Raw genomic sequence first — 15,328 nt, 5'->3', positions numbered from 1 at the left:
AAAATTCCCCCAGTATTTATTTATTACGATTACCTCTGCGTGAGTAACCGCGACTTTCATTTCCACGCTTTAAGTCGGAAATTTTGTCCTCGGAGGTTCTCTTGAATTTATTCATCATATCTTCAAAGGAACTACTGTCGTCCTTGGACTTTTCCCACTGAAAGTTTCCAGGTGAAGTAACCTTTGGAGCAGGCACATATGGTTTTCTAGGCCTACGCTGTCTAGGCTTTGGTGCCGGTTTCTCAATATTTGCTTTAATTGATAGTGAAATCTTGCCATTATCAATAGAAACAACCTTTACAGTAACCTCGTCACCAACCTTGATTACATCATTAATATCATTTACGAATTCATGAGAAATTTCAGAAATATGAACCATTCCTGACTTATTCTCCGGCAAAGCAACAAATGCACCAAACTTCATTACACCGGTTACTTTACCTTTTACTACACTACCTACTTCCAGAGACATACTCTACCCCTTGCTCCATTCATCAGTCACCTGATATATTTACGAATACTCTTTCTCCGGCATGAAGATAACCATCTTCCTTTGCCTTCTGTTCTATATAATCCTCATTATCCTTATCGGATAGGTTATATATATTTGTTATTTCGTCATTCTTGATTTCTTGAACAGAAATTTTCTTGTTCAATTCAGTAAGTTGACTTTTCTTCTTGTCAATCTGACTATACTGTGTTACCAAAGCATACACTGCATAAACTGCAAAAACAAAAACAGCAACATAAAGTAAAATAAACTTCTTCTTGCGTTTCTTCTTAGGTGTAACTTCTTTTACAACACTATCAGAATCAGTAACAATTTTTTCAGAATTGTTTTTAGTTTTATTTTCTTCTGTCATTTTTACTACCTTTGTTAATAAAAAATAATACTCTTTTTTCTTTACATAAATTATACACTAAAGGGGTAAAGAATTTCAATAGTTTTGCTAAAACTTTTTTGAAAAATTTAATAATTTTTCGGGAAAAAGTACAAAATATTGAATAAAACTTAGTAAAAGTACAATAGATAGTCTTCCTAAGGTCAATCTCAGCACTATAAATGAAAGGAAAAATCCCACAATCATATATATTCTCAGCTGACCGAAATTATAGGCTAAAGAAAACATAAAAGCTACTATAGCAGAAAAAATCATAAACAGTAAGTCGGTTACAAAGACTACAGTTTTATTATTTCTTGCAATCACTCTAATAAACCTTAGAACTTCATATGCTATGTAAATAAATATACCCCACAAAAGTGAAAATAAAAAGACAATTGGATGAAAAGTTTGGTATAGTGCCATTATCTCAACAACCTTTTTAGGAAACTTTTATCTTGGTTTTCCTTAATATATTGGAGAGAATTTACTTTACCGTCAACATCAACCTCTCCACTTTCTAAGTCAAGTTTGCTGATATGGAGAGTTTCTCCTCTAACTACCAAAGATGAAGTTTCAAGTGTTAAAATTACACTTTCTTCTGTAAAAGCATTTACATCTTTCACACCGGTTACTGACAAAAACTTTCTGTCTTTTAAAATTATTTCATTTGCAGACATAATAATCCCCCATATATTAACTTAAATAATAAATTATATGGGGAAAAAATTAATTTATGATATTGGTTTATAAAGTGTAACAGCATCTTCTTTTCTCACTGTTTCTTTAACAGAAACAACTTCTACCGATACTGTTCTTTCACCTAAAGTAAGGTCAATTCTGTCCCCTTCGTTAATCTTTGTTGAGGCTCTTGCCACCTTACCGTTTACCAAAACTTTACCTGCATCACAAGCTTCATTTGCTACTGTTCTACGCTTAATGATACGGCTAACCTTTAAATATTTGTCAAGTCTCATAATAATCACCTATATATAAAAATAAAAGGCTGACATAGAGTCAGCCAAAATAAAAGCAAAATTACTTGTTTACAGTATTCTTGAATTCCTTACCGGCCTTGAAAGCAGGAACTTTAGAAGCAGGAATTTCAATCTTGTTACCTGTTCTTGGGTCACAACCCATTCTTGCATTTCTCTGACGCTGTTCAAATGTACCGAAACCTGTAATCTGAATCTTATCACCGGCTGCTACTGTTTCAACGATTGTATCAAGTGTAGCTGTAAGTGCTGCTTCAGCATCCTTCTTAGTTAGTCCACTCTTTTCTGCAATTGCAGCAATTAGTTCTGTCTTTTTCATTTTGTTTTCCTCCGATAAAATTATTTAACTTCATTCCATAGTGAATCAAGTTGGGATAAAGTAGTAGAGTCCATATCTATATTACGCTGTTTCGCAAGTTCTTCCATCTTACGGAAACGCTGAGTAAACTTATCACAAGCAAAGTAAAGTGCCTGTTCGGAATCTACTTTTAAAAATCTTGAAACATTTACAACAGAAAATAGTAAATCTCCAAGTTCTTCTGCCATATTTTCTTTGTCACCCTTTGAGATGGCTTGTTCTAATTCATCAGTTTCTTCCCTAACCTTTTTGAATGCTTCCTGAGCATTTGGAAAATCAAAACCAACCTTAGCAGCCTTTTTCTGAAGTTTCTCACTTCTCATAAGAGATGGAAGTGACTTAGAAACACTGTCCATTGCTTCTGACTGAGTTTTCTGGGATTTTGTTTGCATTTTGATTTTGTCCCAGTTGTTCAAAACTTCTTCTGTAGTATCTGCTGTGACATCAGCAAAAATATGGGGATGACGGATGATAAGCTTTTTGCAAATACCATCACAAACATCATCTATATTAAAGCTACCGATTTCACTTTCCATTTCTGAATGGAAAACAACCTGTAAAAGAACATCACCAAGTTCTTCCTTTAGAAGTTCTTTATCTTTGGTATCAATAGCTTCAATTACTTCATAAGTTTCTTCAATGAAATTTTGCCTAATTGATTCATGAGTTTGTTCTTTATCCCAAGGGCAACCGTTTGGTGCTCTAAGGAGTTTCATAATCTCAATTAAATCTTCAAATTTATAATTTGGCTTTTTCTCAAATGACAAAACAATTCCTCCCTTTAGCTTTTTGCTAAAAGATACTAGACTATTTTACTTCAAAACCCTGAGTTTTGCAAGTATTTTAGCCAATTTTTCATTATTTTTTATCATTCCAAGGTCATTTTCATCAAAAGTTCTTAGAATTATTATAGCTAATACATAAATTATTGCTGCAACAACAATAGAAATCAGTGTTGCCATATAAATATTCATTCTACTACCCAGTAGATAATATGTTAAAAATGCACCACCACCACAAAGAATTGCACTTACAAGTGGCTTAATAATTGCATTGGAGAAGTTAGGTCTGATACCTGTTGCCTTTACAAGTACATACATAGCAATTACACAAGCTACTAAGAAACCGACAAGTGTACCTGTAGCAGCACCACGAATATTTACATTTACATTGCTAACTAAAGCAAAGTTCATAACAACCTTAATAATAACTGCAAGTGAATATAGCTTAACCGGTGTACTAACCTTACCTACACCTTGTAGCATTGAGCAGATAGGAGTGATACCTGCCATAAACAGTACGGCAATACCCATAATCTTTAGACATTCACCACCAACAATAGCAACATTACCACCATAGACAATTTCCATAATTGGGTCAGCCAAAACTGCAAGACCTATACCACAAGGGAATGTTACAAGACAAGTTAACTTAAGTACTCTGTTGATAGCTACCTTTAGCTGTTGTCTGTCACCCTTAGCATATGCACTTGTTACCATAGGCATAGCAGTTGTACCAAATGCCTGAGTGATAACAGTTACTAACTGCATTAGTGTTAAGGCAGTACCGTAACAACCCCAAAGTTTTGTGTGGATTGTACCATCGGTTACTGCATCGGCATACATAGGATACTGTGCAGCAAGTTCAGAACCATGAGTTGTTGATAAATCAGAAATAAGGTTCTGAATAATTAAACCGTCAATAGTACCGGAAATATTCATTACCAAAGCACCTAAACCGATTGGAATAGCAGTCTTGATAAGTACTTTAAATGTTTCATTCTTACTACGAGCATCAATAGATGAGTCAAGTTCAGCCTGAGTGATACCACCACCGACTCTCTTATACTTAATAAGCAAGTATAGGAAGCTAAGTACAGAACCGATTGTGATACCCATTACTGCACCTGATACTGAGAAACCTACTAAAGTATAAATAGCAGACTTTTTATCAGCAAAAGTAATGCCAAACACTGTGCCTGTTGACTCATAGCTATCTAAACCGAACTTCATAATCAAATAAGCAAAGGTTAAACCAAAAATAAGTTTTGATGCACCTTCAATAATTTCAGAAACAGAAGTTGGTGTCATATTTCGCATACCTTCAAAATATCCACGATAGATTGAAACCAAGCAACCAAAGAAGATAGTCGGAGACAAGCAAATCATTGATGGCAATGCATATGGTGAATGGATAATTCTAATATAGAAAAAACTACCACCAAACATAAGCAATGAGAAAATAACACCCATTACGATAAAGAAAGGAATTGACACCTTATGTATCTGTCTAATATCCTTATATCTTTTATTTGCATTACTCTCTGAAATTAATCTTGAAACTGCAATAGGAAAACCTGCTGTAGCAAGTGTAAACAATGGTACATATATTTCATAAGCATTGTTAAACAGACCTGTACCAAATGAAGCTAATTCATCACCAAAAATGCCATACACTCTTGTTAGTGCAACTTTGTAAATCATACCACAAAGCTTTACTATAATAAGTGCAAGTGACATTATCATTGCACCTTTGACAAATGTTTGGGACTTTATACTTTTATCTTTTACTTTTTTTCTGCTCAAATTAAATCACCTTTTACAGATAAAAAAGGCGGATTTGGACCGCCTTTTTCATATTATTACTTGTTAATTAATAATTTAAGTTAAAAATTATTCCTCAGACTGAGGTGTCTTTAGTGTTACAGAAGCATCTTCTAAATCAGCATCTTCATCAGAATCGCTCTTAACAACTACTTCCTTAAATGGGTCTTCTACAACAACCTCTTCTTCTGTTGGGTCTTCATCAGGAACAAATGGTTCAGACTCAATCTTTGCACCACATTTGTTGCAGAATAGACTGTCTTTGTTAAGTTCAGCCTTACATACAGGACAGATAATCTTGTTCTTAGCATAAGTAATCTGTTCCTTAGTTGACTGAAGCTGAGCCTTTAGTTCATCAATTTCTTTAATAAGAAGTTCGATAGACTTAGTGTCTTCTGAACCAATCTTTGTGCTGGTATAAACTTCTTCACCAAGAGTCTGATACTTCTTGCGAATTTCGTTAGTTAGACCTGAAGCAGTGAAACGAAGTTTTGAATAATCAACAATTTCATTAGTCTTTTTGCCAACTGAATTGGCAGCAGACTTAACATTTACCATTACATCATCTAATAATCCCATAACCGGATACTCCTTTCATATAGTAAACCGAAAATTTGACTAAATTGTATATTAAAATAAAAATACACTTGTCATATATTGCCTAAATTATATCATCATTAGGTAAAATATTCAACCTTTATTTCAATTCTTTGAAAAAATTATTTACTTTATCCTTACGATTAAGTATTTCATCAAAGTGGTCAATATACTCATATGGAAATTTGTAGTTAAAAATTCTTGTTAAACAGTTGGTTTGATGATTTTTTAGCTTTGTTGCACCACCTGCACCACAAGCTAAAATTGAATGGGTTTCATCCATAATGAAAACATTGTAAAGTCCTTCTTTACCAACTTTTGACCAACCTACATTTTCAAAATTCCCTACCATTCTGCTTTGACGATACAGATAATAAGGGACATAACCCTTGTTAAACAAGGTTTCTTCTGCATATTGTAGCATTTTGCCTGTTCTTTCAGCATCCTCTTTATTAGTAGTTAGTCCTTGTTCTGTATAATCGGCTGAACGCTTAATTGACAAAGTATGAACTGTAATATTTTCTAGATTTTTTTCCACCAATTTATCAAGTGAATGTGCAAAACTTTCCACTGTATCAGTAGGCAGTCCTGCAATTAAATCAGCATTTGTGCAGTTAAAATCATAAGTTCCGGCTAAATCAAACATTTCAAGTGCATTTTGGGCAGTATGCTTTCTGCCTATCTTTTCAAGCACACTATCGTTTAATGTTTGAGGATTAATGCTGATTCTTGTAACACCATTATCTTTTAGCACCTTTAGTTTATCTGCTGTAATGGTATCAGGTCTACCGGCTTCAACTGTAAACTCTCTACAGGTTTCCATATTAAAGGAACTGTTAATAGCCTTAATCATTTTTTCCAACTGATTAGGGTTAAGTGTTGTTGGTGTGCCACCACCAATATACACAGTTTCCAGGTGCAAATTATTTTCCTTAGCTATATTACCGGTATATTCAATTTCTTTACAAAGTAAATCAACATATGGTTCTATTAAATGTTTTGTTCTTGCAACTGATTGAGAAACAAAACTACAGTAACTGCATCTTGATGGACAAAATGGAATTGAAACATAAAGGGAAAATGAATTTTCTTTAGAAGAATTAATAATATCTTTTTCGTACTTTTCGGTAATTTTTGCAAGGTTAATCTTTTCATCACTTACAAAGTAAGAGTTTTTGAAATATTCCTTTGCATATTCTTCAGAATAATTTTCCTTTAAATTTCTAAAATACTTTACCGGTCTAATGCCTGTAATCATACCCCAAGGCATTTTGATACCTGTATATTCTGTGAGAAGATTATAAAGTACACTAGAAATTAATCTTTCATTTTCTTTTTCATCTTCTGTTTTTGTAGTTGTTTCAGTTTTCTGAAAGTTTCGGAAATTTACTGTAACAGAAATTTCATCATTAATTTCTGTTAAAATATATGGACTTTCATATTCAGTTATTTCATTATCAATAAATTTTACTACCTGTAACTTTTCATACGGAAAGAATAATCTTGTAATATTCTCAATTTCATAATGAAAAGGGTGGTTCTTAATATATATCTTCATAGTTACTCATCATATAAGGGTTGTATTTCTTCTCGTGAGAAAGTGTTGTATTCATTTCGTGACCCGGATAAATTGTGTATTCACCCTCTATTTCTGCAATCTTTCTTAGGCTTTTAATCATCTTTGCTGATGAGCCGTTTGGAAAATCAGTTCTGCCACATGATTCGCAAAATACTGTATCACCTGAAAGAATTTTATCATCAAAAATGTAACAACCACTACCCTCTGTATGACCCGGAGTTTCAATAAACTTGATTTTAGTATTACCTAGAGAAATTTCTTCATTGTCCTTTAGTGGGATTGTAGGGAATTTTTCCACTACAGTTCTACCCATTTTTGCACTAAGGTTCAGCTTATCATTCTCTACACATTCAACATCTTTTTCACCAATATACACCTTGGCATTTGGGAATAATCTTAGGAAACTTGCTACACCACCAATATGGTCAAAATGACCGTGAGTAAGCAAAATCATCTGTAGGTCATCACCTAAAGAATGTATATCATTTAAAATTTCTTCGGAAAATTCTCCCGGGTCAACTAAGGCAAGAGCCTTTGTATCTTTATCCATAAGAAGAAAAGAATTTGTACCCATTATACTAACTACATACTGCTTTAATTCTATCATTTCATTATTTCCTCTGTATCTAAAATTATTGTAACAGGTCCGTCATTTAAAAGACTAACTTTCATATCAGCACCAAATTCACCTTTTTCTACAACAGAGATACCCTCTGTATGTAGCTTATCACAAAAATACTCATAAAGTGCATTTGCTTTATCAGGCTTTTCAGCATTAAGGAAATTCGGTCTGCGACCATGGGAGCAATCTGCATGTAAAGTAAAGTTTGAAATAACTAATGTTTCACCCTTAATGTCAAGTAAAGAAAGATTCATCTTGTCATTTTCATCAGTAAAGACTCTAAGGTTAGCGATTTTCTTTGCCAGAAAATCAGCCTCTTTCTCACTGTCACCAACTTTAACACCAAGTAAAATTAGGAAACCGTTACTGCATTTTCCTTTTACTTCACCGTCTATTGTAACACTTGCATCCTTTACTCTCTGTAATACTGCTCTCATAAAAATTCTATTCTCCTATATTCTTGTTACGGAAATTATACCGTTAATACTGCCTAAATGGGTCATAACACCCTTTAGGTGGTCAATACCGTTTGTATCTATTGTGGCAATTACAACTGCATTGCCGTTTTTTGCTTCTCTTGAAGTTAAGTTACGAATGAAAATGTGCATTTGTGACAGCTTAATAGTAACATCGGCAAGTAGGCCTGTACGGTCAGTAGCAACAATTTCAAGTGTACTACGGTAGCTGTCTTCTACATTATCAATCCAAGTTGCTTTTACCCATCTTTCCGGTTCAGCTGAGTGTTCAATATCCTTAGGAACATTTGTACATTCCTTTTTGTGGATAGAAACACCATAACCCCTTGTAATGAAACCGATAATATCATCCCCCGGTAGTGGGTTACAACACTTAGAAAACTTAATCAAACAATCGTCCATACCCTCAATTCTAACACCTGAAGATGCTTTTCTGGGCTTTGGAATTTCTTTAGGTGGGACAAATTCTTCAACTTTCTTTTCATACTTCTTCTGATATTCTTCCTTAATTCTAGGCATAATCTTCCAGATTTGAATACCACCATAACCAATAGCAGCATAGAAATCTTCTAGGTTATTACAATGTTGCTTAGAATAAATTTTAGGGAAAATATCTTCCACATCACTATCATTAAAGTAAAGACCTGACTTTCTAAGTTCCGAGTCTAGCATTGACTTACCTTCAACAATGTTTTCGTCACGTTTTTCACGCTTAAACCACTGTCTAATCTTGGTTCTGGCTTCAGAAGTTTTGACAATATTCAGCCAATCTCTCTTAGGGCCTGAGCCTTCCTTTTGGGTGATAATCTCAACAATTTCACCATTCTTTAGCTTATAGTCAATAGGTACAATTCTTCTGTCAACCTTAGCACCAATCATTCTGTTACCCACTTCTGTATGAATAGCATAAGCTAAGTCAATAACAGTTGAACCGTTAGGTAGGTTCATTAAGTCACCCTTTGGAGTAAATACAAATACTTCATCTTGGCTAAGGTCATTCTTGATATTCTTAATAATATCTGTTGCATCTTCTGACTGAATTTGATTTTCGATAGTTCTACGCAAAGACTCAATCTGTTCCTGCATAGCCTTTTTGTCACTTTTACCCGGACCTAAACCCAACTTGTACTTCCAATGGGCAGCAATACCATATTCGGCAGCGTAGTGCATTTCCCAAGTACGGATTTGTACTTCAAAAGGTACACCGTCTTTACCGATAACAGTAGTGTGAAGTGACTGATACATATTCTTCTTAGGTGTACTGATATAGTCCTTAAATCTATTAGGCAAAGGCTGATAAATATCGTGTACAACACCAAGAACATTGTAACAATCAAGGACAGAATCTACAATAACTCTTACTGCAAATACATCATAGATTTCATCCATTGTTTTACCTTTCATAAAGGTTTTACGGTAGATTGAGTTAATAGACTTTACTCTACCTGTAACATAAATATGCTTAACAGTATCACCGATTCTTTCGGTGATTTCATGTTTAATTTTTTCTATGAATTTATCTCTTTCTTCTTTCTTTAGTTGTAGGTCATTTTCAATTTCTTCATAACCTACAGGATCAAGAATTCTGATAGAAATATCTTCCAGTTGTTCTTTCATTGCTTTCATACCTAAACGGTGAGCAATCGGAGCAAAAACCTCCATAACTTCTAGGGCTTTATCCCTTTGTTTCTGAGGTCTCATAACATCAATAGTACGCAAGTTATGAAGTCTGTCGGCTAATTTTACGATGATAACTCTAATATCGTTACTCATAGCTATTAGCATTTTACGCAAATTCTCAGCCTGTCGTTCCTCACGATTAGAATATGTAATCTTGGAAAGTTTAGTTACACCATCAACAATTTCTGCTACTGTTTCACCAAACTTCTTCTTTATTTCGTCAAGTTCAACATCGGTATCTTCTACAACATCATGGAGCAAAGCAGCTACAACAGACTCTGTATCCATACCCATCTGAACCAAAATACAAGCAACTGATGTTGGATGAAGAATATATGGTACACCGGAAACTCTCCTTTGGTCTTTATGAGCTGAACGAGCCAATAAATATGCCTTTTGAATTAACTGTAAATCAAAGTCATTTTCACTGTCATTGATAAGTTCAACTAAGTCATTAAAGTCCTGATAATTTGGATAATGTTCAACCATTTATATTCCCTCCTTAAGTTTTTTGATAAAAACAGAATCTTCTAGGTTTACCTTGCCACTTTCTTTCATTTCAATGATACTTTGGTAAAGTCCTTGCTGCCAATTTATTAAGCCAAGTTCTTTCATTGAATAAAGAATAACAATAAGTTTACCCATAGAAATCTTGTAATTTAGGGCATTTACCAAGGCATATTCACCATAGATAAAGCCTTTATTCTGTTTTAAAAATCTATATACATAGGCAAAGTCATTTCTTGTTGGAAGAATTGACATTACTTCATTTTTAGTAAGTCTATACCTTTTTGCAAATTTATCAAAAATTCTTTCGCTATCAATAAGTTCTTCATTGTTGCTTTGGCTATACTTAATATCCTTAATAATAACACTTAAATTTTCTTGACCGTTATATATGTTTCTGTCAAGGCTTACTGCCACATCAACTATATCACCGTTTCTATATGAACAAGATTGAAAATTGTGATTAAAATATACTGCATATACAGGTACTTGTCCTTGTCCCCTAGAAAGAGTAATACGCATATGCTTGCCGTTACCCATTTCTTTGGTAGCAATAACAGTCATATTATATAAACCAAAAATCGGTGAAGGATTACTTGCACCACAAGGTTCAATATAGCTTAAAGAATCTAGTATTGACAAATCAAGCTGATTGGGATTTAGCTTACAATCTATATGTAATATATTATAAGGCATTTTTATATCTTTGCAATAGGCATTAATAGCTTTTCTGAAATCATTGATTTTTTCTTTTTCTAAGCTGATACCTACTGCCATAGGGTGGCCACCATAATGAGTAAGGTGTTCAGAACAGGCAAAAACTGCATCACATAGGGAAAAACCCTCTACACTTCTGCCACTGCCTCTTGCTACACCATCATCATCAATTCCGATAATAATTGTGGGTTTATCGTAAATTTCTTTTATTCTAGAGGCTACTATACCAACAACACCTTGGTGCCAACCTTTTCCGGCAAATACCAAAATTTTGTCATTGACAATGTTGGGAGTTCTCCTTACTTCTTCATCAATTGAAGCAAGAATTTCTTTCTCTATACTTTGTCTTTCTCTATTATCCATTCCCAATTTATCGGCAATGGTAACTGCCTCATCTTCATCTTCTGTTAAAAGTAGATTTACACTTTTTTCTGATGAACCAAGCCTACCACCTGCATTTATTCTAGGAACTAAAGTAAATGCAACATTGCTTGAATTTATTTCTTTCTCAGCAATGCCTGACTCTTGTTTCATAGCATTAATGCCTATTCTGTCGCTATTTTGGATATGTCTTAAACCATTCTTTACTAAAGTACGATTTTCACCAACTAAAGGAACAATATCCCCTATTGTACCTAAGGTTGCTATATCACTAAAGTTTTCAAGTAAACTATCAACATCAGCATATTCACCCTCAATAGCCATTACAAGTTTAAATGCTACACCAACACCTGAAAAGTCTTTAAAGGGACTTTTGTCATCCTTTTGGTGGGCATTAACTACTGCTACTGCCTTTGGAATTTCACCTGAAGGCATATGGTGGTCGGTTATTACTGTATCTATACCTAAAGTATTTCCATAGTCGATTTCTTCTCTTGCTGAGATACCGTTATCAACTGTAATAATAAGGGTAACACCTTGTGAATGAATTTTATCTAAAGCACCCTTATTCATTCCGTATCCCTCTCCTGTACGAGTAGGAATATAGAACATTACATCAGCACCTAAGCTATCCCTAAGGTAACTATAAAGTAGTGAAGTACTTGTTACACCATCAGCATCATAGTCACCATAAACACAGATTTTCTCACCGTTTTCTACTGCTGTAGTTATTCTTTCAACAGCCTTGTCCATATCTTTCATAAGAAATGGATCAGAAAAATCTTTATTCTCTTGAAGAAAATTAATAACATCTTCTTCTTTGGTAATTCCACGAATATCCAGCATCATTGCAAGAAGTGGTGGGATTTCTAGCCTATTAGCCATAGCTATTGCCCTTTCTTTATTCACTTTTGCAACTGACCAAACTTTCATAATTACCTCAATTATTATTTAGCATTTCTTCTGCTAATTTCTTTGTATTTTCTGTTATTTCTATACCACCCATAATTCTGGCAAGTTCTTCAATTCTGCCGTTGTAATCTAGGGTAGTAACATCTGTAAAGGTTCTTTCACCCTTAACATTCTTTCTAATTAGATTGTGGTTATCTGCTAAGGAAGCAATCTGCACCTGATGAGTTACACAGATAACCTGTCTATTCTTGGAAACTTCCTTTAGCTTTAGTCCTACTTTTCGTGATGCTTTACCTGAGATACCTGTATCTACTTCATCAAAGATTAAGGTATCTATAGTATCACTTTCCGATAAAACAGTTTTAATAGCCAACATCATTCTGGAAAGTTCACCACCGGATGCAATTTTAGAAACCGGTTTTGGTGTTTCTCCCGGATTGGCTGAAATTAATATTTCTACTTTATCCTTACCCTTTGAGTAAAGTGGACTTTGCTCTATGCTAACTGTAATTCTTACATTTGGCATATCAAGAAATTTCATTTCTTCTTCAACTCTATGAGAAAATTCCTTACCTGCTTTTTTACGCAAAGAGGTTAAGTTCTCTGCCTTTTCTAAAGTAATATCATATAGCTTTTCGTACTGCTCTTTAGCTTCAGCCATATCTTTATCATAGTTTAGAAGTTTTTTAAGTTTCTTCTGAGCCTTTTCTCCATACTCTAAAATTTCTTCAATAGAGTTGCCGTATTTACGCTTTAGTTTATATATTTCATCAAGTCTTATTTCAATTTCTTCAAGTCTTGATGGGTTAAATTCAAGTTCATCTATTAAGTCGGAAATTTCTGCTGAAATATCCTGTAGTGCATATGAAAGGTCACTTAATCGATTACTGACATCCTCAGCCTCTTCAAGAAAGTTTGATGCTTTAATAAGGTTTGTACTAGCCTCATCAACCATTTCACAAGCATTTCCACCATTATATCCTGACAAAATTGACTTTGACTTATCAAGATATTGGCGAACTTTCTCGCTATTTTGGAGCAACTTCTTTTCGTTTTGGAGTTCTTCCTCCTCACCTACAGTTAAAGATGCGTTGTTGATTTCATCAACTTGGAAAGTCAATAAATCTATTTCATAAAGTCGCTGACTTTCATCTCCACCATTTTCTTTAAGGAGTTTATTTAGCTTTTTTAGTTCTTTAAAAGAAACATTATAGTCATCAATTACAGAAGAAAGTTCTGCGAAATTGTCAATATAATTTATATGTGACTCAGGTGACATTAATTCTAAACTTTCATGCTGTCCATGAATATTGATAAGTTCAATACCGATTTCCTTTAATGTAGAAACAGTAGTAGGTCTGTCGTTGATTCTACAAGTATTTCTGCCGTTTAGAGAAAGTTCTCTGCTAAGGATTAAAGTATCATCATCTACTTGAAAACCAAGGTCAAGGACTTTCTCCTTAATTTCCTTAGAAATATTAGTAAAAGTAGCAGAAACAAATGCACTGTCACTACCTGTTCGGATAATATCCTTACTTGTTCTGTGACCTGTTACTGCGTTGATCGAATCAATAATAATACTTTTACCTGCACCGGTTTCACCGGTTAGTACATTTAGTCCTTTTGTAAAATCTATATTTGTTTTTTCTATAACTGCTATGTTTTCTATATAAAGGGTGCTGAGCATAGAAAAAGTTTCTCCTTAAATTAATTTTCTGAATTTATTAAGCATTTCTTCCGTTGCTTTTAGGTTTCTGCACAAAACAAAAATTGTATCGTCACCGGCAATAGTTCCCACAATATTTTCAAAATCAATATTGTCAAGTGACATACAAACTGCTTGTGCCATACCTGTCATAGTTTTTATAACTACAATATTCTCTGCACTATCCACTTCTTCTACAGAAGAAGCAAATAGACTTTCAAAACCACTTGTTTTGTCAAGGGCATTTCTGCCACCTGTTGAGTAACGATACTTACCGTCTTTGCCAAGTGCTTTGAAAATTCTCAATTCTTTAATATCCCTGGAAACTGTAGCTTGAGTAACCTTGAAACCTTGTTTCTGCAAGTTCTCCATAAGTTCCTCTTGGGTATTAATATCTTGGTTATTTACAAGGTCAATAATAGCCTCATGTCTGCGTAATTTCACTAGTCATCACGCTCCTTTAGCTTTTCGCTAACTCTACGGTAAAAATTCTTATTCTTAAATGAAATCATCTTTAGTATGTAAGGTGACTTCTTGATAATTACTTTATCTCTACTTGAAAGTGGTATTACAATTTGTCCGTCAATAGTAAGGTAGCTTTCGCTAGTACCGTAACTTTCGGAATAAACAGAAAGCACAGAATTACCGTTAAAAATAACTGTTCTGTCAACAAGTGAATGTGGGCAAATGGGAGTAAGCACAACACAACTCATTGTTGGTTCAACAACAGGACCACCTGCTGAAAGTGAATAGGCTGTACTGCCTGTTGGTGTTGCAAAGATTAGACCATCAGCACTATAATGTGTTGCCTTTTCACCATCAACATATAGGTTCAAGTCAATAATTCTTGAAAGCTGACCTCTTGAAATAACTGCATCATTAATGCAAGAGAAAGTCTTTGTGCCTGTTTCTTTCACAACAGAAACTTCAATAACCATTCTTTCATCTGTTGTGTAGTCATCAGTTAAAAGTCTTTTTAGTTCGCTGACTTCTTCCGGTTCAATCTCTGCTGCAAAACCTAAATGACCACAATTTACACCGATTAACGGAATATTATTTTCTGCTGCATGACGGGCATTGTGAATAATTGTACCGTCACCACCTACTGTTACTGCCTTATCGGCATTTGCGAACAATTCATTATCACTTTTGTAGTAGATAATATCCTTAAAAGACTCAAAATGTTCTTTTGCATCTCTTTTCATAAGAATTGTTGCACCACATTCAGTAAGCAAAGTTATAATTTCTTTTGCACATTTTACTGCATGACCTTTGTCGGTATTTACCTTTAAACAAATGTTCATATTACCACCTA

The 15,328-nt window shown here is 34.1% G+C and carries 17 protein-coding genes; all 17 read right to left on the bottom strand.

Annotated elements, in window-relative coordinates:
* Nucleotides 1–16 precede the first annotated feature (16 nt).
* The 17 genes from E5Z56_RS09270 to E5Z56_RS09190 all read right to left on the bottom strand — a co-directional run bounded on the left by E5Z56_RS09270 (nt 17) and on the right by E5Z56_RS09190 (nt 15,317).
* Nucleotides 17–472, bottom strand: a complete 456-nt coding sequence (locus tag E5Z56_RS09270) for a S1 RNA-binding domain-containing protein (protein ID WP_138157539.1) — start codon at nt 470–472, stop codon at nt 17–19.
* A gap of 22 nt (nt 473–494) precedes the next feature.
* On the bottom strand, nt 495–863 hold the full coding sequence (locus tag E5Z56_RS09265; RefSeq protein ID WP_138157538.1) for an FtsB family cell division protein: 369 nt from the start codon (nt 861–863) through the stop codon (nt 495–497).
* Between the two features lie 87 nt (nt 864–950).
* Nucleotides 951–1,307, bottom strand: coding sequence for a spore cortex biosynthesis protein YabQ (gene yabQ / locus E5Z56_RS12220; protein WP_138157537.1), 357 nt, complete (start codon nt 1,305–1,307; stop codon nt 951–953).
* A complete protein-coding gene (yabP, locus tag E5Z56_RS09255; protein WP_022506186.1) occupies nt 1,307–1,561 on the bottom strand; it encodes a sporulation protein YabP in 255 nt (84 codons plus the stop codon). The genes yabQ and yabP overlap by 1 nt, the downstream gene beginning before the upstream one ends.
* Nucleotides 1,562–1,615: 54 nt before the next feature.
* Nucleotides 1,616–1,858, bottom strand: coding sequence for a S4 domain-containing protein (locus E5Z56_RS09250; RefSeq protein ID WP_022506187.1), 243 nt, complete (start codon nt 1,856–1,858; stop codon nt 1,616–1,618).
* A 61-nt stretch (nt 1,859–1,919) separates the two neighbouring features.
* On the bottom strand, nt 1,920–2,195 hold the full coding sequence (locus tag E5Z56_RS09245) for an HU family DNA-binding protein (RefSeq protein WP_138157536.1): 276 nt from the start codon (nt 2,193–2,195) through the stop codon (nt 1,920–1,922).
* Nucleotides 2,196–2,215: 20 nt separating this feature from the next.
* Nucleotides 2,216–3,001: a nucleoside triphosphate pyrophosphohydrolase gene (gene mazG, locus E5Z56_RS09240; protein ID WP_138157535.1), complete on the bottom strand. Its 786-nt coding sequence runs from the start codon at nt 2,999–3,001 to the stop codon at nt 2,216–2,218.
* A 45-nt stretch (nt 3,002–3,046) separates the two neighbouring features.
* A complete protein-coding gene (locus E5Z56_RS09235) occupies nt 3,047–4,819 on the bottom strand; it encodes a putative polysaccharide biosynthesis protein (RefSeq protein WP_138157534.1) in 1,773 nt (590 codons plus the stop codon).
* Between the two features lie 87 nt (nt 4,820–4,906).
* Nucleotides 4,907–5,416, bottom strand: a complete 510-nt coding sequence (locus E5Z56_RS09230; RefSeq protein WP_138157533.1) for a zinc ribbon domain-containing protein — start codon at nt 5,414–5,416, stop codon at nt 4,907–4,909.
* A gap of 118 nt (nt 5,417–5,534) precedes the next feature.
* The gene (gene hemZ, locus E5Z56_RS09225; protein ID WP_138157532.1) at nt 5,535–6,992 is read right to left on the bottom strand and encodes a coproporphyrinogen dehydrogenase HemZ; all 1,458 of its coding nucleotides are present in this window, start codon (nt 6,990–6,992) and stop codon (nt 5,535–5,537) included.
* A complete protein-coding gene (locus E5Z56_RS09220; RefSeq protein WP_138157531.1) occupies nt 6,976–7,620 on the bottom strand; it encodes an MBL fold metallo-hydrolase in 645 nt (214 codons plus the stop codon). Before E5Z56_RS09220 ends, hemZ begins: the two co-directional genes overlap by 17 nt.
* Nucleotides 7,617–8,072: a D-aminoacyl-tRNA deacylase gene (dtd, locus tag E5Z56_RS09215; RefSeq protein WP_138157530.1), complete on the bottom strand. Its 456-nt coding sequence runs from the start codon at nt 8,070–8,072 to the stop codon at nt 7,617–7,619. Before dtd ends, E5Z56_RS09220 begins: the two co-directional genes overlap by 4 nt.
* Nucleotides 8,073–8,087: 15 nt before the next feature.
* Nucleotides 8,088–10,280 (bottom strand): RelA/SpoT family protein, encoded by a 2,193-nt coding sequence (locus E5Z56_RS09210; protein WP_138157529.1) that lies wholly within the window; start codon nt 10,278–10,280, stop codon nt 8,088–8,090.
* Nucleotides 10,281–12,329, bottom strand: a complete 2,049-nt coding sequence (recJ, locus tag E5Z56_RS09205; protein ID WP_138157528.1) for a single-stranded-DNA-specific exonuclease RecJ — start codon at nt 12,327–12,329, stop codon at nt 10,281–10,283.
* 7 nt (nt 12,330–12,336) lie between these two features.
* Nucleotides 12,337–13,995: a DNA repair protein RecN gene (recN, locus tag E5Z56_RS09200; protein ID WP_138157527.1), complete on the bottom strand. Its 1,659-nt coding sequence runs from the start codon at nt 13,993–13,995 to the stop codon at nt 12,337–12,339.
* A gap of 15 nt (nt 13,996–14,010) precedes the next feature.
* Nucleotides 14,011–14,457, bottom strand: a complete 447-nt coding sequence (argR, locus tag E5Z56_RS09195) for an arginine repressor (RefSeq protein ID WP_022506198.1) — start codon at nt 14,455–14,457, stop codon at nt 14,011–14,013.
* Nucleotides 14,457–15,317, bottom strand: a complete 861-nt coding sequence (locus E5Z56_RS09190) for an NAD(+)/NADH kinase (protein WP_138157526.1) — start codon at nt 15,315–15,317, stop codon at nt 14,457–14,459. Before E5Z56_RS09190 ends, argR begins: the two co-directional genes overlap by 1 nt.
* Nucleotides 15,318–15,328 lie beyond the last annotated feature (11 nt).

The sequence above is a fragment of the Ruminococcus bovis genome (assembly GCF_005601135.1).
GTDB lineage: Bacteria > Bacillota > Clostridia > Oscillospirales > Acutalibacteraceae > Ruminococcoides > Ruminococcoides bovis.
The sequence above is the reverse complement of the archived record's forward strand: the minus strand, read 5'-3'. Positions and strand labels throughout refer to the sequence as shown.

Coding starts and splice junctions, on each gene's coding strand:
- E5Z56_RS09270 (WP_138157539.1), bottom strand. CDS start 472: ATGTCTCTGGAAGTAGGTAGTGTAGTAAAAGGTAAAGTAACCGGTGTA.
- E5Z56_RS09265 (WP_138157538.1), bottom strand. CDS start 863: ATGACAGAAGAAAATAAAACTAAAAACAATTCTGAAAAAATTGTTACT.
- yabQ (WP_138157537.1), bottom strand. CDS start 1,307: ATGGCACTATACCAAACTTTTCATCCAATTGTCTTTTTATTTTCACTT.
- yabP (WP_022506186.1), bottom strand. CDS start 1,561: ATGTCTGCAAATGAAATAATTTTAAAAGACAGAAAGTTTTTGTCAGTA.
- E5Z56_RS09250 (WP_022506187.1), bottom strand. CDS start 1,858: ATGAGACTTGACAAATATTTAAAGGTTAGCCGTATCATTAAGCGTAGA.
- E5Z56_RS09245 (WP_138157536.1), bottom strand. CDS start 2,195: ATGAAAAAGACAGAACTAATTGCTGCAATTGCAGAAAAGAGTGGACTA.
- E5Z56_RS09230 (WP_138157533.1), bottom strand. CDS start 5,416: ATGGGATTATTAGATGATGTAATGGTAAATGTTAAGTCTGCTGCCAAT.
- hemZ (WP_138157532.1), bottom strand. CDS start 6,992: ATGAAGATATATATTAAGAACCACCCTTTTCATTATGAAATTGAGAAT.
- E5Z56_RS09220 (WP_138157531.1), bottom strand. CDS start 7,620: ATGATAGAATTAAAGCAGTATGTAGTTAGTATAATGGGTACAAATTCT.
- dtd (WP_138157530.1), bottom strand. CDS start 8,072: ATGAGAGCAGTATTACAGAGAGTAAAGGATGCAAGTGTTACAATAGAC.
- E5Z56_RS09210 (WP_138157529.1), bottom strand. CDS start 10,280: ATGGTTGAACATTATCCAAATTATCAGGACTTTAATGACTTAGTTGAA.
- recJ (WP_138157528.1), bottom strand. CDS start 12,329: ATGAAAGTTTGGTCAGTTGCAAAAGTGAATAAAGAAAGGGCAATAGCT.
- recN (WP_138157527.1), bottom strand. CDS start 13,995: ATGCTCAGCACCCTTTATATAGAAAACATAGCAGTTATAGAAAAAACA.
- E5Z56_RS09190 (WP_138157526.1), bottom strand. CDS start 15,317: ATGAACATTTGTTTAAAGGTAAATACCGACAAAGGTCATGCAGTAAAA.